Annotated in this window: 18 protein-coding genes and 1 riboswitch; of the genes, 6 read left to right on the top strand and 12 right to left on the bottom strand. The window is 38.0% G+C overall.

Annotation, left to right across the window (positions count from 1 at the left end):
• Positions 1–72: 72 nt before the first annotated feature.
• The 6 genes from PHO70_07700 to PHO70_07675 are packed head-to-tail and all read left to right on the top strand — an operon-like array spanning position 73 to position 5,603.
• Entirely contained in the window at positions 73–348 is a 276-nt protein-coding gene (locus PHO70_07700) for a hypothetical protein (GenBank protein MDD5432845.1), read from the top strand.
• Positions 349–386: 38 nt separating this feature from the next.
• A complete protein-coding gene (locus PHO70_07695) occupies positions 387–1,820 on the top strand; it encodes a hypothetical protein (protein ID MDD5432844.1) in 1,434 nt (477 codons plus the stop codon).
• The gene (locus PHO70_07690) at positions 1,795–2,562 is read left to right on the top strand and encodes an outer membrane lipoprotein-sorting protein (GenBank protein ID MDD5432843.1); all 768 of its coding nucleotides are present in this window, start codon (positions 1,795–1,797) and stop codon (positions 2,560–2,562) included. The genes PHO70_07695 and PHO70_07690 overlap by 26 nt, the downstream gene beginning before the upstream one ends.
• Positions 2,562–3,782: an ABC transporter permease gene (locus tag PHO70_07685; GenBank protein ID MDD5432842.1), complete on the top strand. Its 1,221-nt coding sequence runs from the start codon at positions 2,562–2,564 to the stop codon at positions 3,780–3,782. Before PHO70_07690 ends, PHO70_07685 begins: the two co-directional genes overlap by 1 nt.
• 2 nt (positions 3,783–3,784) lie before the next feature.
• Complete coding sequence (locus PHO70_07680; GenBank protein ID MDD5432841.1) at positions 3,785–4,459, top strand: ABC transporter ATP-binding protein; 675 nt, start codon at positions 3,785–3,787, stop codon at positions 4,457–4,459.
• Positions 4,440–5,603, top strand: a complete 1,164-nt coding sequence (locus tag PHO70_07675) for a hypothetical protein (GenBank protein MDD5432840.1) — start codon at positions 4,440–4,442, stop codon at positions 5,601–5,603. Before PHO70_07680 ends, PHO70_07675 begins: the two co-directional genes overlap by 20 nt.
• A gap of 70 nt (positions 5,604–5,673) precedes the next feature.
• Here the strand turns inward: PHO70_07675 and PHO70_07670 are convergent, their stop codons facing one another.
• From PHO70_07670 to PHO70_07615, 12 genes are all read right to left on the bottom strand, one after another.
• Complete coding sequence (locus PHO70_07670; protein ID MDD5432839.1) at positions 5,674–6,489, bottom strand: hypothetical protein; 816 nt, start codon at positions 6,487–6,489, stop codon at positions 5,674–5,676.
• Positions 6,490–6,924: 435 nt separating this feature from the next.
• The gene (locus PHO70_07665; GenBank protein ID MDD5432838.1) at positions 6,925–7,710 is read right to left on the bottom strand and encodes a sulfide-dependent adenosine diphosphate thiazole synthase; all 786 of its coding nucleotides are present in this window, start codon (positions 7,708–7,710) and stop codon (positions 6,925–6,927) included.
• 74 nt (positions 7,711–7,784) lie between these two features.
• Positions 7,785–7,941, bottom strand: a riboswitch (TPP riboswitch).
• 54 nt (positions 7,942–7,995) lie between these two features.
• The gene (locus PHO70_07660; GenBank protein MDD5432837.1) at positions 7,996–9,705 is read right to left on the bottom strand and encodes an SGNH/GDSL hydrolase family protein; all 1,710 of its coding nucleotides are present in this window, start codon (positions 9,703–9,705) and stop codon (positions 7,996–7,998) included.
• An 18-nt stretch (positions 9,706–9,723) separates the two neighbouring features.
• Positions 9,724–10,647 carry a TerC family protein gene (locus tag PHO70_07655; protein MDD5432836.1) on the bottom strand — a complete coding sequence of 308 codons (924 nt, stop codon included), beginning with the start codon at positions 10,645–10,647 and terminating at the stop codon, positions 9,724–9,726.
• On the bottom strand, positions 10,644–11,906 hold the full coding sequence (locus tag PHO70_07650; protein ID MDD5432835.1) for a glycosyltransferase family 87 protein: 1,263 nt from the start codon (positions 11,904–11,906) through the stop codon (positions 10,644–10,646). The genes PHO70_07655 and PHO70_07650 overlap by 4 nt, the downstream gene beginning before the upstream one ends.
• Entirely contained in the window at positions 11,893–12,600 is a 708-nt protein-coding gene (locus tag PHO70_07645) for a polyprenol monophosphomannose synthase (GenBank protein MDD5432834.1), read from the bottom strand. The genes PHO70_07650 and PHO70_07645 overlap by 14 nt, the downstream gene beginning before the upstream one ends.
• An 18-nt stretch (positions 12,601–12,618) precedes the next feature.
• Positions 12,619–13,401, bottom strand: coding sequence for an HD domain-containing protein (locus PHO70_07640; GenBank protein MDD5432833.1), 783 nt, complete (start codon positions 13,399–13,401; stop codon positions 12,619–12,621).
• A gap of 32 nt (positions 13,402–13,433) precedes the next feature.
• The gene (locus PHO70_07635) at positions 13,434–14,687 is read right to left on the bottom strand and encodes a terpene cyclase/mutase family protein (GenBank protein ID MDD5432832.1); all 1,254 of its coding nucleotides are present in this window, start codon (positions 14,685–14,687) and stop codon (positions 13,434–13,436) included.
• A gap of 106 nt (positions 14,688–14,793) precedes the next feature.
• On the bottom strand, positions 14,794–15,888 hold the full coding sequence (locus PHO70_07630; GenBank protein ID MDD5432831.1) for a tetratricopeptide repeat protein: 1,095 nt from the start codon (positions 15,886–15,888) through the stop codon (positions 14,794–14,796).
• Positions 15,889–15,941: 53 nt separating this feature from the next.
• Positions 15,942–16,346, bottom strand: a complete 405-nt coding sequence (locus PHO70_07625; GenBank protein ID MDD5432830.1) for a hypothetical protein — start codon at positions 16,344–16,346, stop codon at positions 15,942–15,944.
• A 7-nt stretch (positions 16,347–16,353) separates the two neighbouring features.
• The gene (locus PHO70_07620; protein MDD5432829.1) at positions 16,354–17,178 is read right to left on the bottom strand and encodes a nitroreductase family protein; all 825 of its coding nucleotides are present in this window, start codon (positions 17,176–17,178) and stop codon (positions 16,354–16,356) included.
• Positions 17,178–18,407: a serine hydrolase gene (locus PHO70_07615; protein MDD5432828.1), complete on the bottom strand. Its 1,230-nt coding sequence runs from the start codon at positions 18,405–18,407 to the stop codon at positions 17,178–17,180. Before PHO70_07615 ends, PHO70_07620 begins: the two co-directional genes overlap by 1 nt.
• Positions 18,408–18,460 lie beyond the last annotated feature (53 nt).

Genomic DNA, 18,460 nt, shown 5'->3' with positions numbered 1-18,460 from the left:
CATGCCCGCTCGAATTTCCGGAAGCCCTGCTGCGAACCAAGCCAAGGCATCCGCTGAAACACTTACTATTAAATGAATCTGTCGGCTTTTCGAGCGAATGTAGATTTTAGCCAAAGCAGCTTGAGCATTGAGGGAATCCCGATGCCGCGACCGATAGGGCGCGGCAATATCGGGATGGCGATGCTGTTCGAGCGCCGAGTGAGAACACGAGGCGCGAGTTCAGCAGCCACCGAAATGCGAAAAACCTTTGGCGGCCCCGAAGGGGCAAAATCTACCTTGAGCGAGAAAAGACGGCAGATTCATTTAGAAGGCTCACAGCAAGAAGAATACATGCAATCTGATTGCTAATTCTTGACGGAATCAAATTATACCTTTATAATAAGCCTATGCTTAGTTATTTATCCACGCAATTGGAAAAATACAAAAGAAAGAAACTTATAAACCTTCTTAAATCAACTGACCCTGAATCACTTTTAAGATTTAGCGAAAAAAACGTTCTTGCAACCTTCCAAAGAGCAGCAATTCGCTCCCCTGCATATAGCAAATTACTTGCCGTAAAACAAATTAACCCAGCCTCCATCAAAGATATTAAAAGTTTTATCGCAAACGCCCCTTTCTTAGACAAAGTAAACACTTTTCAGGAAAATGAGATTCTTGACTTATGCCTTGATGGGAATTTTAATAACGTTAAGTCTCTGCTAACGAGTTCCGGACACTCAGGAATATTCTCATTCGGGGTTAACACAAATGAAAACCTTAAAACTTCAAGCAAATCAATTGACTTTGGGCTTAATTACACCTTTAACATAGACAAAAAAAAATCTTTACTGATAAACTGCCTGCCTATGGGGGTAAAAGTAAATACCAGCCTTACCATTGCGGAAACCAGCACCCGAGAAGACATGGTCTGGGCAGTAATCAAGAAATTCTCTCATCTTTTTGAACAAACAGTTCTTGTCGGCGAAGGCTCCTTTCTTAAAAAAATTATTGAAGACGGCGCGGATTACCAAGGAATTAACTGGAAGAAAGGCTGTTTTAGCCTTATTACCGGAGAAGAAGGAATTGCGGAAAATTACCGTAATTATATCGCGCATCTTATGGGCATAGACTTGAATAACCCGCAAAGCCCGGGGATTATCGGCTCTTCAATGGGGGTTGCCGAACTTGACTTAAATATCTTTCATGAAACAAAAAACACAATGGCACTGCGCAGGTTAGCTCACACTAACCAGCAATTCCGCGAAGCGCTTTTCGGCAAAGGCACTTTAGTCTGCCCTATGCTTTTTGTTTATTACCCACATCGCACCTATATTGAAGAAATACCTGCCGAGTTTGGCCAAAATCACATCGTTATTTCAATGCTCAGCAAACAAATGAAAATTCCGTTGTTGCGTTACAAAACCGGGGACTTGGGAAAAATTATTCCTTACAACAAACTTAAATCAATCCTCTCCTCTCTTGGACTACAAGCCTTAATGCCTGAATTAAAGCTCCCCCTTATTTCTATCTTTGGCCGTGGACAAAATGTCAAAGTTGGTGGCATCTCACTTTTCCCTGAAGAAGTAAAAGAGGCAATTTATTCTGATTTTGAACTTGCCTCACAAGTTACCGGAGCCTTCAAGCTTATTCCTCAAGATTCACACATAAATATTTTTATCCAACTGAGGAAAGGGAAACAACTAAATGATATTGTTAAAGAAAAAATGGCTGTGGCAATGCGCCGCTACTCCGAAGCACCTCTAAATATTATCTTTTACACTTACAACACTTTTCCTTATTTTATGGAAGTTGATTATGAAAGAAAATTTAGCTACGCCTAAGTCAGCTTTAAGTTTATTCTTATCTTTCCTCCTCCTCTCTGCCTCCGTATGCTTTGCAGAAACTTCTGCTAAAGATATGATTAAACAAGGAGATGACCTTTTGCGAGGGGATACTTCTAGCGGCAGTTATAAAATGACTGTCACGACTGCCAACTGGACCAGAGTCTTAGAGCTTGATGCAATCTCAAAAGACAGGAATAAATCTTTCATCCGCATCAAATCTCCAGTTAAAGAAGCAGGAATTACAACTTTGCGCATTGACAGCAATATGTGGAATTACCTGCCAAAAGTTGAACGCACGATCAAAATCCCTCCCTCAATGATGCTGCAATCATGGATGGGAAGCGACTTTACTAACGATGATTTAGTCAAAGAAAGCAGCGTCGTAAACGATTATACTCACGAAATCATAAACGAAGAAACAATTAACAACGAGCCTGCTTATAAGATTAAACTTACCCCCAAACCGGAAGCTGCAGTTACGTGGGGAATGCTTATTTTCTGGGTAAAAAAAGACGGTTTTATGCCGCTTAGAGAAGAGTTTTATGATGAACGCGGTAAACTCATTAAAACATTAGAATACACAAACCCGAAAAAAATGTCTGACCGCGTAATTCCAACAACCTGGACCATGCGTTCTTTAGTAAAAGAGAATAACTCCACAGTAATTGAAGTAATAGATGTAACTTACAATAAACCTGTAAAAGAAGAAGTTTTCAGTTTAGCCAACTTAAAACGATAATGCCATTACTCTTCACAATAGCTTGGCGTAATATTACCCGCAATAAATACCGCTCATTCATCACAATCTCTGCCATTGCAATTGGCTTTGCCAGCCTCCTCTTTGTCCGTGCTTTTGTAGATGGCTCACATTACCAGATGATTGAAAATTATACTGACCTTGCAAGCGGGCACATTCAAATCCATAAAAAAGGTTTTCATGCTAATATGAGCCTTGTAAAAAATTTAGCTCAAGACAATTCCTTAAGCGAAACTCTGAAAAATACCACAGGAGTAATCACAACCTCCTCGCGTATCAAAGAATCAGTCCTTTTAAGTTCAACAGAAGGCTCAACAGGAGCCCTGCTTATAGGAGTTGACCCGCAAAACGAACCTAAAGTTACCAAACTAAATACACGAATCAAAACAGGAAAATTTCTCACGAATGATAATGAAATTGTTATTGGAAAATCCTTAGCAGCAATTCTTAAAGCCCAACTTAACGATAAGATTGTAATTATGGGGCAGGGATTTGACGGAAGCCTTGCCAGCGGGGTTTATCGTATCAGCGGGTTTCTTGATACTGGAGCCGATGAAATTGATAAGGGCTTTGCGCTTATCACCCTTAAGGCAGCCCAAGAGCTTTTTGTAATGGACGGCCGCATTTCAGAAATTGCTCTTCGCTTAAATAACGTTGAGAAAGCCAAAGAAATTGCAAATACAATCAAAACAAACCTTAATAATAACGAACTTGAAGTCCTCCCTTGGCAGGAAATCTCCCCAATTGTAATTCAATGGGTTGAATTTGATGTTGCCTTCATTAATATTATCCTTCTTATCGTGCTTTTAGTAGTAGCAGCGGGAATTTTAAATACACTTCTTATGGGTATTCTTGAACGCACGCGCGAATTCGGTATTATGCTTGCGTTAGGGACAAAACCAAATTTAATAATGCAAATGGTAGGCCTTGAGTCCCTTCTCTTAGGCTTAATTGGGGTTGCAACCGGATATTTTATCGGGATTATTTCTATAATATATTTTGGCTCACGCGGAATTGATTTATCTATGTTTTCAACTGCGCTTAACAGCTATTACACCGGCTCAATTATTTATACCCGCTTAGCGCCCGGATTCTTACTGCAATACGGCGCAACAGTATTAATAACAAGTATAATTGTTTCCATTTATCCGGCATACAGAGCTGCAAATTTAAAACCGGTAGAAGCAATTTACCACATATAATTATGCAAAATTTAGTTGAAGTTAAATCCCTAACAAAACATTACGTTGAAAAAACAGGCGTAACTACCGAGGCTTTGCGCGGAATTGATTTAACGCTTAAAAAAGGCGACTTTGCTACCTTGGCAGGCCCTTCCGGCTCAGGAAAAACTACTTTGCTTAATCTAATCGGAGCCCTCGACGCACCAACCAGCGGATCGATTATTTTTAATGGAACTGAAATCACCAATATCCCACTTAAAAAACTCTACCAGTTCCGCCTTAAAGAAATAGGCTTTGTTTTTCAGGCCTATAATCTCTTTCATCAGCTTACTGCACAAGAAAATATTGAATATGTATTATTGCTTCAAGGAGTTTCACCAAAAGTAAGGCAGGCAAAAGCAATCAGCCTGCTTTCCGAATTAAATATTGCTGACTTACGGCACAAACATCCCAATCAACTTAGCGGAGGACAGCAACAGCGTGTTGCAGTTGCCCGCGCACTTGCTACTACCCCCTCTCTGATTTTAGCTGATGAGCCAACGGCAAACCTTGACTCCGTTACTGCCGGAGAGCTTATTGAACTTATGCACCGGCTTAATCGTGAACACAAAATCACATTCCTCTTCTCAACTCACGACCAGCTTGTAATGGATAAAGCTGACACAGTCTATCATCTGCATGATGGCAAAATTCAATAAAACTTACCTTTCCCTTCTAGTTTTTCTCTTCTTAAGCTGCAATATTGCGCAAGCCTCACTTTTTGAAACAAAAGAATTCTCTTTGGGCGGATACTACAAAAACATCTTCACAACTTCCAAAACTTTAGACACAAAACAAGGTTACTATTCTGACACTAACCGCCTACGCTTGGATGCAAAATACAAACCCAGCGATAACCTGCTCTTTCATTTTATTTATGATAACAACATGATCTTTAACGATTTCTCAAAAACCCCGGATTTTGATTTAATCAGGCAAAAGAACCAGAAGAATCTTGCTTTCTTAGATGCAGACAGAGTAATAAGCGACAAAGATCATTTCTACTGGGAACATCTGCTTTACAGAGGATACGTAAAATACACGAGTGATAAAATGCATGTAACCGCCGGTAAGCAGGCAATTGACTGGTCGCGCATGCGTTTTTACCATACCCTTGATATCTTTAATCCTGTCTCTCCGCTTGATATAGAAAAGGATGAACAAGTCGGAGTTGATGCGCTTAATACAGAATTTTTTCCTGCAGGCCTACCTTCTATAAATTTACTTTATGTGCCTTACAAAAACCGAAGCAGAAACGGCTGGGGAGTAAAAATTTCTGAAAGGATTAAGGATTACGACTTAGGATTTATTGCCGCAGAATACAGAAAAGAAAGGACTTTCGGGGTTTACTTTGACGGAAACCTTAAACAAGCAGGATTTCGCGGAGAGATTACTGCAACACGCGATGATACACAAAGAGATTTTGCCCGGGTAAACTTAGGAATAGACCACAACTTTAATCCAAAACTTTATACTGTTGCTGAATATTTTTATAATGGCGGGGCGCAGGATAACCCTGAACAATTCTTTAGTTCATTTGTTTATTCAGAACAAGTATTAAGCATGTTTAAGAATCTTTTATCTGTCGGAGCGGAATATGAACTTACCGGAATTACAAAGATAGCGAATTATTTTATCTTTGATTTGGAAAAAGGGAGCGGTTTTTATAACCCTGAAATACGCTGCAACGCAACAACCAATCTTGATTTATGTATAGGCGCGCAAATCTTCTGGGGGAGCCAGCAAAGTGAATTTGGAGACTACCAGAACCTCTTCTATACTCAAGCCAAACTCTACTTCTAAATTAATTTAGACAAAAAAATTAGGGACAGCTTTTAAGGGCTGTCCCTAATTGTATTTTTTAACTAACTACTTATGCCTTACGATTTTTCTTTTTTAATCTACCACCAACTAATGCAGCGCCGCCTAATAAGAATAAAGCAGAGCTAATTGGTTCGGGAGTAACAACAGCATTCGCAGGATCATTATGAACAAGCATAAAACCATTATCTGCAGTGTTAGGACTAATAGTAAAACCAAGTCTTAAATCAGCATTATTCGCAAATACATTGCTGTTAATTGCTCTTGCTAAAGCAGTATCCCAAACACCTGTAAGATCAATTGCAGCAAGTGCGGTTCCATTACCCATTACACCGCCTCCATTAACAGGAAACAAGCTTTGCTCAATAGTAGTTGTAGTATCATCAGGAAAAAGAATACCAGGTACTAAGAAAGCTCTCATAAGAGGAGTTCCGCCGGTAATTTGAGTAAAACCTGTTGCACGATCAGCAGCATTAATATTATTAAAGCTACCAGCCGGATTCAAATAAAAATCAAAAACACCGCCTTTTGAAAGAATCTGACCCGGTAAATCACCAACAGCATAATCAACAATATCATGATAGTAATAAGTGACTTCGGATGTACTGGTTGGACCAAAAGCCCATAAAGGATTTCCAGAACCCGAGAATCCTTCGGAAACACTAGTTACGCGACCAACACCCCAGCCATCTTCTATTGTATCAAAATTAGGAGCAGAAGTTGGGCTATAGATAGTCCCATTTGTAAATCCTGAAAACTTTAGTGTTACTGGACCTGTGTAATCCCCCCACAAGTCAACATCTGCATAAACACTTGAAAAACTTAAAACCATAGCCAATAAGGCTACCAAACCAAACAATTTCTTCATTTTGCTTTCCTCCTGTTAAAAACGCCTTTTTCCATAATATTCTTCTTATTTATTTAAAACGGTACTACTGTCTGCTTCATAATGAGAAAAACCGGTAGGGTTTGCCTCTTCCAGCAGAAATACACATACCGAAATCAAGTTACGAATTCAGATATTATATAGGTATTACAAAGGATGTCAACGAATTATTTGATGATCACGGAATTACGATTTTTCAAAGTGCGGACAGAACAGCTACTTCCTCCACAAAGAGCTAAACTGACTTACTGACCAATTATAGGATAGACAACTATTCTTGTCAAGATAAATTTTCGGACTTTTTTAAGAACTTTACTATCTAAATTTGAGCATAAATATAGGACCTCTGCTCGTCGATAAACCACTTTATAAACTATTTAATAATCACTTTTACAAATAATTTAGTATCTTCTCTTTTTATCTAGAATGAACTATTTGCTTGAGCAGCTCTTTCGCAACTTTTTCTCCGGATAACAACATCCCGCCAAAAATCGGCCCCATTCGCGGGCCTCCAAAGACAGCGTTAGCACACATTCCACAAACATAAAAACCCGGGCAGACTTCTTTTGAATTCTTTACGATTGTCTCTTCGCCGACTTCCGCCCACATTGACTGCTCTCCCATAAGTTTTCCTGTTTTTGTTTTAAGGCGGATTCCAGATTTTCTCTCAATAATCCTCGCTACTTCAGCAGGGTGTCCTGTTGCATCCACTACGAATTTTGAGCGCATTGTAATCGGATCAACATGCAAATTAGCCATTTCAACAGAAGTCCAATTCAAGACTAACCCGCAAACTTTTTTCCCCCGGATCATCACATCCTCGGCGCTTAACAAATTAAAAATCTTTAATCCTGCTTTAACTGCCTTTGAACAAATTGTAGAAACTGTTTCTATAGAATCCGCTAAATAATAATTTTCTTCATACTTCTTTGTCTTAATTTCAAATACATCTAGTATTTTCTTAGCAGATTCCTGGACAACTATTTCATTAAACATTATTCCGCCGCCCCACATTCCGCCGCCAATTGAAAGTTTTCTTTCAAATAAAACAACGCTTTTCCCGGCTTGTGCCAAATAATACCCGCAAACCATACCCGCCGGCCCTCCTCCTACTATCGCCACATCAACATCCAAAGCTTTAACAAGCTTTTTACTATAAGACTCGATAATCGCCCGGGAAATCTTTATTTCATCTAACGCCATTTAAAGCCTCCTTAGTAGTTGTCCCTCAAAAACCTCTCCAAAAAAAATATCCCCTATGCCACATGCACAAGGGATACATTACACTAACTTTTCCCTACGCTGGCATTATCCAGATCAGGTGCATCGGGTAATCTGCTTATTTCGCACCCGCCACTGATACGTTGGCGGGTCCGCCACGATTTGTGGCGGAGAACTCTCAGGCCGTTTCTACGGCCTCCCCGTAAACTTATTTGTTTTATTCTAAACTAGTATTATAAAAACTTCAATAAAAAATATTCTAGAGAATTACTTATCACAGAAAGATACGATCTTCTGATTTTTAATCCATCTGGCAAAAGGTATTTCCTGTTTTTTACCATCTTTAGTATAAAGCGATAAGTAAATAACGCCTTCCCCCTCTAACCCTTCCACATCAATAAGGCTATCGGGCTTTGGCTGAATAACTATAAGATTATTTCTAACTGGCCATAGCTCTACTAAATTATTTTCCTGATTCTTCCTTACTCCTCGCAATATCTCTTTATCATTTAAAAGTATGCTAACTTCGGAAGCATTCCTTAATAATCTTTCTGTACACTCGCACTGAATTATGCTTCGCTTGGTAATCCTTATCCCTTCCAGATCAACCACCCCAATTCCCAAACCCGGATTCAATAATCTAACGTTACCTATATAAAGGTTTTTTTTCTGATTCTTAGAATTAATATAGATCTTTAAAGATGAATTTTCTGCTAATTTGAAGCCCAAGGGAACAAAAACAGCATCAAGGATGCTACTGCTTTTACGCTTAATAGCCAAAAATGATTCAATCGTGCTTTCCTTAATATTAGGCTGTTCGTTTTTCTGAGAGTAATTGCTGCGTGTTTTGACAAAAGAACCCCATTCGGACCCATTTAGTTCAATTTTCATATCAGCGTATTCAGATAACTTTCTTTGTTCAATTTGAGCCTTTGCCAGCATATCTTTATCAATATCAACAGTATCAATCACACCAAACTGGCTGGTTTTTTCTCCAGCGATAAGATCAAACATCTGTTTAGCGACAATTTGGTTCCCAAGCGGGCTATTATGCCCTAACATCATGAGATACGGAAAATGTTCAGGATGATAAAATTTAACAAAGTTAAAATTTTTAAATTTAAGGGTACTAGCTATACGGACAACAGTCGGATAATAATTCCCGGCAATTACCTTACTCCCGCTATTAAGCATTTCTAGAATAAGAAGTTTGTCAATCTCGGCTGCTTCCATCGTTAAACTGCCCTTATTGTAATAAAATGGATTGTTCAATTTACGGCCTTCTGGAATTAAACAGGATAAAAACGCCGGAGGATTTATATCAAACCTTAAATACCTTATCAAGGGAAAGAATCTAAAATAATTTTCCATACGTTCTTTGCAATTACCTCCATACACATCAACTAACCTAATGTTACCATTTTCCAGCACAAACCTGGCGTGCTGGTAATAAATATTTTGCGCTTTAGTATTCATCGTATGGTTAAATGATGTTTCTCTCTCAATATCATCAAACATCCCGGGCCCTAATAAAATGTAATCCAGGCCATATTTTATACCAACATATTTCCACATCATAAATGACTGGCTAAAGCCATACCACTGGGTTCCAAAATTGATTACTTCAACATTATTTTTTCCGGCCTTGATAAAAATATCCTGCAAAATACTTGGGTAATCCTGATCGGAGCCAACTTCATCGCCATGTGTAAATGAATCACCGAAACAGCCTATCCGTATAATACCCCTTTCTTTCTTTTCATTGAAATTTACAAAAGAGCTTTTTTTATCTGTTGAAATAAATCCTAACCTTGACTTTGTAAGGCCATCAACGTTTTTTATGGCGGAAAGCAAACTCACGCAAGGCGCATCTTTATTTAATTTATGAAGGTAAATGCGGTAAAGAAAATAATCAACTAAAACTATAGCTAGCAGTAAATAAATTAAGTATAATGAAACGTAAGTTAATTTTCTCATAAAATAAAACTTTCCGTTTTAATTAAAAAGCTTCCCTTGCTTCGGCCAACGCAATGAAGCAGCGATTGAAATAGCAAGTATGGCCACAATTACCGAAAGCGACACACCGACTGGAATCTTAAAAATATCGGCAACAAGCATCTTTATGCCCACAAACACAAGAATCGCAGACAAACCATAGTGCAAATGATGGAATAATTGCATGATACCGGAAAGCGCAAAATACAAGGCGCGCAGCCCGAGGATCGCAAAGACATTAGAAGTATACACGATAAACGGCTTCTGAGTAATAGCAAGGACTGCGGGGATAGAATCAGTAGCAAAAATAACATCGGTCGTCTCAATAAGGACCAAGACTACAAACAGCGGCGTAGCAAACAACACCTGTTCTCTGCGCACAAAAAACTTCCCTTCCTCAAACCCCGGGGTCACCCGGATAACACGGTTGAATAAACGAAGGACCGGGCTATTCTCAGGATGGATCTCTTTGTCTTTTTCAATCGCCATCTTTATGCCGGTAATCACAAGAAAAATACCAAATATATATATAATCCAATGGAAATATTTAAGAAGCGTAATCCCTCCTGCTATAAAAATAGCACGCATAATAAGCGCTCCCAATATCCCCCAGAATAAAACACCATGCTGATATTTCCCCGGGATCTTAAAATATGAAAAAATTATTAAAAAAACAAATAAATTATCTATGCTAAGAGATTTCTCAAGCACATACCCGGTCAAGAATTCAAGCGCCTGCTGCCTTCCAAACCAAAAATACACCCCAACATTGAATAAAAGCGCTAATACTATCCACATCAGGCTCCAGAGCAAAGCCTCACGCAGCTTGATCTCATGCGCCTTGCGGTTAAAAACGAAAAGATCAAGCATAAGCATTGCTATAACAAATATAATAAATCCTACCCATCCAGCGAATGGAATCATGCTGAACTTCCCTTCCTATTCCTAAAAGCTGCCCACGATGGCAACTTAAGCAAGCATAAAATAAAATAAACCAGAATCATAGTCCACATAAGCGATCTATATTCTAAGAACCGGTAAAAGCTTTGGACATCTTTAAAGTAAATCTTACTATAAGAAATTGTAGAAATAAAACAAAGTAAAATTAGCGCTCCAATAACAATAATCCAGTTTCTGTTTAGCTTTGTATAAAACAAAGAGCGTAAAATAAAAAAATAAGGCACAATTAAGAAAACTAGGGCATTTAAATAGGAAAATGGATTAAATAAAAGCCCGCACACAAAAAGGCAGCCATAGTCGAGGCATATTGTATTAATATCCCTGTCTTTCCTAAAAAATATATCTAAAAAACAAAAACTGAATAAGCTAAAGCAAGTAACTGCCCAAAAATGATACACTACAGGCGTTATCCCTTTGGTAATCATGGTATACTCAAAGATAGAATACGGTTCGTGCCTTGCGATAAAAAACCAAGAAAAAAATGAAAGCAGCGAATAATTCTTTACTGAATAAAGCATATGGGCAGGAGTATATTTTAATAAATTAAACCATTCCTGGATATACCTAAGATTAAGGCTAAAACCGGAGAATATGCCGGGCAAGATCAGAAAAATACCAACCAACAGGATAGTAAACCCAACTATTTTAAATCGCCGCCTTAAGATAAAATAAATTAAGAAAAGAAGCGGAAAAAATTTAATCATTACGCTAAGAGCTAGAAAAAATGCCGCCCAAAAGTCCTTTTTCCTGATTTCAAAATACATCGTTAAAACCATTAAAAGGCAAAGAAGAAAATTTACCTGGCCGATCTTAATATTTGCAAAAATATAACGCACAGTCAAAGCAAACAAACAAAAAAATACCAGAAAATCTTTAACGCGGGTAAAGGAAAATAAACTTAGCTTGTAGAATAGATAGAAGATTAAATAAAGCGAAATAATATTTAAGATGCTCCAGATATAAAGAGCTGAAACCTTATTTACCATTGCTAAGGGTGAAAAAATAAGCGCAAAAAGCGGGGAATATTTAAACTCCTCTATGCCTGAATGGGCAATATATATAGGAGCTCTAGAGAGATAATTCTGCCAAGTAATATAATATACATCAAAGTCTCCCGAAGTATGCTTGAGAGAAACCGAACAAATAAGGTTAATCGCTATCGCGATGGCAAAAAAAACAAAAAGCAAACTAATAAGGTTTAACTGAAATTTATGAATTCGCATTTGTCTTTCTTAGCGATTTCCTGATTTTATAAAAATACAGCGTGCCTAATTGAACTATAAATTCCAGATAAATTTTTAAATTAAGCTTACTGCTTCCATTAATCCTATCTTTAAACACAATCGGGAACTCTACCGCCTTTTTATATCTTCCTTTAACTAAAATCTCAAGAAGTATCTTATACCCTCTCGGCACAAGGCCTACATTATGAATAACGCTTCTTCTAAGAATAAAAAAACCTGCCATCGGGTCACTAATATTGGTAAGCGGCCTTACTACTAAAGTTGCAAGATTAGTTGCCAGCAATCTTTTCTTTGGCCAATTCTCTATTCCGCTATCTTTTATAAACCTTGAGCCGATAATTATATCCGCGTTTTGTTTTTCCAAGTTTTCAACGAGAAGCGGGATAATTTCCGGAGGATGGCTTAAGTCGGAATCAATAACTCCTAACAAGTCTCCAGAAACCTCTTTAAATCCATCTAAAACCGCTGACGCTAAACCTAACCTTGCCTTTCTATGAATTACTTTTATCGGATGATTATTTGAAAGCTCCTCTGCAATCTTACCTGTGCCATCCGGAGAAGCGTCATCAACAATTATCAATTCATATTCCCTGGATAAACAATTTTTTATCCGGAAAACTAATTCTTTAATATTCTTTGCCTCGTTGTAAGTTGGAATAATAATACTAATCATTTCAAAATCTCTTATTGGTTAAAGGCAAAGGTTTTTTTCAAACTCTTTAGCCGCGTCAATATCCTTCATTTTATCATATGTTTCTTCAAAGCTAGCCTCAACTTCTTTAAAGGCATTTAGCACTCGTGGAGAAAAATGCGTTGGCTTTATCCTGTCATCACCCTCAGTAATTATTTTAAAAGCTGTTTTATGGTCATAGCCAGGTTTATAAGGCCTGGGGCTCCTAAGGGCATCATAAATATCAGCTATGCCGATTATCTGTCCTTCAAGAGGTATTGCTTCTCCTTTTAAACCGCAAGGATATCCGCTGCCATCCCATTTTTCATGATGAGTAAGCGCTATGTTTTTCCCAATCTTCAGCCTCTGATGATTTCCTATTATCACAGCACCGTAAGCAGTGTGTTTCTTCATTAATTCCCATTCATCGGGTGTCAATGCTTGCGGTTTTCTTAAAATGTGATTAGGAATGTGAATTTTCCCTATATCGTGCAAAACCGACTGGATGCGGATATCATTTACAAATTGCTTAGGCATACCGAGATTCTGCGCAATCAAAGCACAAAACTCCCCAACCCTAAGAATATGGTTACCAGTCTCTTCTTCTTTTGCTTCTACTGCTCTTGCTAAAGCATAAACTATATAAATAAATGATGCATCGAGGCTCTTTGCGCGAGAAGATGACTTTCTGGCAAAATAAATCATCATCAAAGCAAACATCAAGCTGATTAATATCCCTAAAAGCAAAATCCAATCAGGCAGTTTCGTATCAATTTGCATCAAACTTTCTAATCCAAACCACATAAATATCTTCCCCTTAAACCTTACTGATTTATCTACACCTTTTTATTCTTTATCTTTAATACTGCCATTGCTAGGCCCCCGATGCCAAACAGGAACATTGATACTGGCTCGGGTGTAACAGTTGGCTTAAAATCATATCCGCCATTTTTTACCATAATATAATAAGCGCTTGTATCAATAAACCTCTGCCAATCATCGGGTTTATTTCCTTGCTCAACCCAATCAACCCAACCGCCTACTACTCCGTTAGAATCAACAACTTTCTGCCATAAACCACTATTCTCCGCCCAATTAAGAGCTACATCCGAATAGCCAGACTGTGCTGTATCTAACCAAACAAGCATTGCCTGAAATGAATACCCGGGAGATTTTCTTTCTGAAAAGCTTGCATCATCCCAAACCACTGCACCATCAAGTTTTTGTAAATTATTATGAATCCAATCACCTGCATCTGAAGGATTCACTCCTTGCACTGGCAAATCTAACATTAAAGGCGCATAGCTAATCCAATCGCTCCTATCTTCCGACGAAACAACATTTCCTGAAGAATCCACAACTCTTACCCAATGATTACCAGAAGCAGCCAATTTATTATTTATACCGTCTAAAACTCTGCTTGCAGCATTATTAAAATTAGCTGCATCAGCATGGTCCCCGCTCTGCTGGGCCCAATTAGCTGCTGTTTTTAAGGCTTGGTAAGCATAGGCATTATCTGACGTCCAGCGCCAAGAGCGATAACTCCCATCAGCCTCTTTGCCTCCTCCAACTAAACCATCATCAATTCCACCTTTATTGATTGGGTTTTGACAGTCAATTATAAATTGCGAAGCTTTTTTTATTGAATCATACCTTGCCGCATTAAAGCCTAATTTGTCAAATGCCATCACAACTTCTGCAGTATGCCGCAAAGATTTACCCGCACCGCTCACAGAATTTGCATAATCATATTGATCAAACCAAGCCCCATCATTATCCTGCACACGCACTAAATAATCTGCAGCCAAATTAGCTTTATTAACATAAACCGGGTCATTTAAAACCTTAGAAGCTGTGCTTAATCCCATTATTGCAACAGCATTTTCTCCCGGGACAACCCAAGTAGGATTTCCAAAAACATTGTTTATTGCTCCGTATGCATCATTACTTGAATTATTAAATTGACAAGAAAGAATATAATCTGCTTCTAATTTAATATCGCTACTTGGATCATAAGCTAATACAGAACTTGCAAAACAAAAACTTAAAATAATACCAAAACAAACATTTCTTAAATGATTCTTAAACATACTTCCTCCTATTTCCAGATAATCTTAGCAGGGTTTCTTGAAGGAATCCGGCTAAAACGGTATTTTGGATAACAACACCCAATTATTTTTACAAAAAACAAATCAATCATTTTAGCACTTCCTTTAAACGCTCTCTGAGTTTCCCTGATGCAGAAGCTAGTTGCTTTTTAATAATTTGATAAACTCTTTTGTCTTGTTTAGCATTTGCTTTAAGAGACCACACAGCCATAGGTCGAATAAGCTGAGAATCAGATAACTCTAATTTTTCATCATCTAAAATACCTATTATTTTCTTAACGGGTTCATCTGACCCTGTTGCGAAAAACTCGGACCATAAGTAATCTAAACCTTGCGGTGAATTTGGTTCCCGCGATCTATAATGCTCTGCCTCATAAATAATTTTTTCTAGAGCAACTTTCTGCTTTCCTGTAAAACTTACATCCAATCTTTTTAAATCATTAAGAAAATTTTGATTATTATATGCTACTGTAGCTACTAAATGAGCAAAGGGATTAAAGCCACTCACATCAGAGATAAACCAATCTAACGATAATAACGCTTTTACAACAAGGATTAACTTATCGGGTTGAGGATTTTCATAATAATGCTGGGCAACAACATTGAAATCCTTAATTCCTAACCCCTCTTTTTCGAATGAAATTTCCATATCCTTACTATCATCAAAATAATTCTTATCTTTATTAAATTCTTCATTTATTTCTATAATAAATGAACGGCTGACTTTTTCCCCTTCTAGCTCTGCTATATATGCATCTTCACGTGCTTCAGCAAATTTATTTAAACAAGAATAAGCAATTGCGCGATTATAGTAAGCCTCGGCAAATCGTGGATTAATTTTTATAGCCTTATTAAGTGCGTCAATTTCTTCATCGTATCTCTTCTGCAAGTGATAACCAGCAGCCTCATCAAGAGTCTCTTTATCTGATTTAACTTTAACAAGGCACTCCTTACTTACCTTATCATCTTGTTTTTTTGCTTTTTCGCCAACATCAGCTATCTCATTTTTAAAATAAGGTACAACTACTCCATGGATTTCTAATTTAATATACTTACCCGTTTTCTCTACAAGCTTACCTTCTACTGTTTTACCAGATTTAAGTACAATCGTTTCCGAAAAAGATAACGAAGGAAAATATAATCCGGAGATTAGCAACAAAATAATTAAAACTATTTTTATCACCGTGCTTCTCATGGTATTAACGGATTTAAATTTATTTGTGCTCAAAATCAATATTATTTAAACTGCTCTTTCACTTTAGGGCGAGTGAAAAAATAAATCAAGAATAACAACAGACAAATAGCTACAACAAATGGTAATTTATCAAAATCGGGTAACAAAAGAGAATAAATACTTCCAGAAAATTGCAGACTGAATAAAATTATTAGAATAATTGGGATCACTAAATGCATTATCCTGCCCGCAGGCTTTAAACGAAAGGTAAGTTCTGACATTATCAATAATGTGAAAGATGGAATACCCCAAGTTAAAGCAATGGCTAAAGCATCCACTCTTCCATCTGATTCAGAACCGAACAAGAATATCAATAAACAAGGGAATACAATAAACAACCCTAATAATCCAAACACCATTTCTAATCTGCTAATTATTGTTATCCCGAATGATCTTTTCTTCTCCACGACTCTCCTATTTCCAAATAATCTTAGCAGGGTTTCTTGAAGGAATCCGGCTAAAACGGTATTTTGGGTGGCCAATCATCATAACTGCCCCTGCTGTTGCGCGCGAAGACAAACCGACAAACTTTCTTACATCTTCCGACATGTTAATCGCCATATTCACATACCCTGCCCAGCATGCGCCAAGGCCAAGGCCGAATGCGGCAAGTTCAAGGTATGTAGCCGAGATTGCGCATGACTGCGGGACCAATGGGTCATCTTTAACCCCATAGGCAATAACAATGCAAGGAGCCCCTCGGCAAATCCTATCCTCACCCTTCTTCCAAGGCTCAACCAAACGATCAAAACTTAGTGCCTCTGCCATTGGAAACCTTGCCTCTAAAAGCTCCTCCATCCATTTAATTACCAATCCTCCTAAATCATGGACTCTATTTTTTTCCATTATAACTACCCAATCAACCGGCTGGCGATTAATTCCAGACGGAGCATACCTTGCAATATCCAAAAGTTTTTCTATTGATTCATTTGTTACAGGCTCATCTTTATATGTTCTAATTGAACGCCGCCCTTTTAGGAACAGTTCAACCTGCTCTACGTTTGGCAATTTGGAGTGATCCAGCCGCAGAGAATCTTTAACGTCCATTGTAGAAAGCTTAATTGAACCCATAGGGCAGAATGAAAAACAATGTCCGCAGTTAATACATATCTCCCCGCCACCCGGAATAAACTCCGGCACGCGCTCTTTCTCATTCATCTTTAATATCTGTATAGGGCAAATCTCAACGCACTTTCCATCGCCTTTACATGTTTTCTTGTCAACTGTAATAGTAATCATCAATACCCCATCTTTTTTAAAATTTTATTGGAAGTCTCTGACATAAATTTTAATTCCCTCATTATTGAATCAAGCCCCTTTGCGCAAGTTTGGCAATCCCAGGTATTAGTAAACATAACGTAAGTAATATCTGTCTTTGGATTATAGGACATAAGCGTTAAATATCCTTCATGGGCACCGCTGTGGCCATAACCGCTTTCCGGAGAATACACAAGACCGAGGCCATAGGTGGATTCTGTTTTATCTCCTCTATTCATCCCTAACTTCATCTTTTCAACGGTTTCTTTGGTAAGCCCTGCTTGGCCGGTTAATAACTTCTTCCCCCAGTTAGCAAGGTCAATTGGCGTTGAAGTTATATTTCCTTCGGCAACTTGAGGCGACATGTTTGACTTAGTAACATCCTGAAGAGCGTTATCCACCCAAACACTCCCTTTTACAAAAGGCTCCGGTATAGTTTGATCTGAGCCTTTATACGGAAGGCTCGTTTCAAGAAGATTATTCGGCACTAATAATTCATCTTTAATAAAATCAGCGTATGATTTCCCGGAAACTCTCTCAATAATCTTGCCGAGCATTGAATATCCTGTATCGGAATAATGATAAGCTGAACCCGGCACAAAAAATGATAACTGATTCTGGGCAACAACACCGACTAATTCGTCCAATGTAAAATTATACTCTTTGCCATTTACATTCATCATATATTCTTCATAATTCTGGCCCACATACGGCTTGCCATGTGAGAATTTATTATCGGGAATTGCATTATTAGAAACATCAAATATACCTGCGCGATGCATTAGAAGCATTTTAATAGTAATATCTTTTTTATAAGGAATGCTGTAGTCAGGGGTATCGGGCAAATAAGGAATGTTTTTGCCGGGGATATTATCTGTAATCTTATCGTCAATCTTTAGCAATCCTCTTTGCTCCAAAAGCATAATCCCTGCAGCAGTAAATGTTTTGGTTACGCTTGCAATGCGAAAATGAACAGCATTAGTAATATCGCCCATTCCTGTTGAAATAAAATAATCACCCTTGGGAGAGAGTATTTGCATGGCAAGGCCGCCGTCAAAATTATTCTTGCCGCTTTTATATTTAAGCCATTCAGATTCTAAAATCTTTGAAAGCTCTTGCTTTGTGAAACTGGATTTACAACAAGGGCTGCATCCGCTAAAAAACAGAGCCGTAATAATAACACCTATGATAAAAACATATACTTTCTTCATCTTGCCTCCAAATTTAAAAACCCTCTGCGATATATTCTATCACAGAGGGTCAA

Source organism: Candidatus Omnitrophota bacterium (assembly GCA_028715415.1).
Classification (GTDB): Bacteria; Omnitrophota; Gorgyraeia; order Gygaellales; family Profunditerraquicolaceae; genus JAQURX01.
This window is presented reverse-complemented; position numbering and strand designations above follow the sequence as displayed.

Excerpts from the sequence above, each read along its gene's own strand:
- PHO70_07700 (MDD5432845.1), top strand. The coding sequence starts at position 73 with ATGAATCTGTCGGCTTTTCGAGCGAATGTAGATTTTAGCCAAAGCAGC.
- PHO70_07695 (MDD5432844.1), top strand. The coding sequence starts at position 387 with ATGCTTAGTTATTTATCCACGCAATTGGAAAAATACAAAAGAAAGAAA.
- PHO70_07690 (MDD5432843.1), top strand. The coding sequence starts at position 1,795 with ATGAAAGAAAATTTAGCTACGCCTAAGTCAGCTTTAAGTTTATTCTTA.
- PHO70_07685 (MDD5432842.1), top strand. The coding sequence starts at position 2,562 with ATGCCATTACTCTTCACAATAGCTTGGCGTAATATTACCCGCAATAAA.
- PHO70_07680 (MDD5432841.1), top strand. The coding sequence starts at position 3,785 with ATGCAAAATTTAGTTGAAGTTAAATCCCTAACAAAACATTACGTTGAA.
- PHO70_07675 (MDD5432840.1), top strand. The coding sequence starts at position 4,440 with ATGATGGCAAAATTCAATAAAACTTACCTTTCCCTTCTAGTTTTTCTC.
- PHO70_07670 (MDD5432839.1), bottom strand. The coding sequence starts at position 6,489 with ATGAAGAAATTGTTTGGTTTGGTAGCCTTATTGGCTATGGTTTTAAGT.
- PHO70_07665 (MDD5432838.1), bottom strand. The coding sequence starts at position 7,710 with ATGGCGTTAGATGAAATAAAGATTTCCCGGGCGATTATCGAGTCTTAT.
- PHO70_07660 (MDD5432837.1), bottom strand. The coding sequence starts at position 9,705 with ATGAGAAAATTAACTTACGTTTCATTATACTTAATTTATTTACTGCTA.
- PHO70_07655 (MDD5432836.1), bottom strand. The coding sequence starts at position 10,647 with ATGATTCCATTCGCTGGATGGGTAGGATTTATTATATTTGTTATAGCA.
- PHO70_07650 (MDD5432835.1), bottom strand. The coding sequence starts at position 11,906 with ATGCGAATTCATAAATTTCAGTTAAACCTTATTAGTTTGCTTTTTGTT.
- PHO70_07645 (MDD5432834.1), bottom strand. The coding sequence starts at position 12,600 with ATGATTAGTATTATTATTCCAACTTACAACGAGGCAAAGAATATTAAA.
- PHO70_07640 (MDD5432833.1), bottom strand. The coding sequence starts at position 13,401 with ATGTGGTTTGGATTAGAAAGTTTGATGCAAATTGATACGAAACTGCCT.
- PHO70_07635 (MDD5432832.1), bottom strand. The coding sequence starts at position 14,687 with ATGTTTAAGAATCATTTAAGAAATGTTTGTTTTGGTATTATTTTAAGT.
- PHO70_07620 (MDD5432829.1), bottom strand. The coding sequence starts at position 17,178 with ATGATTACTATTACAGTTGACAAGAAAACATGTAAAGGCGATGGAAAG.
- PHO70_07615 (MDD5432828.1), bottom strand. The coding sequence starts at position 18,407 with ATGAAGAAAGTATATGTTTTTATCATAGGTGTTATTATTACGGCTCTG.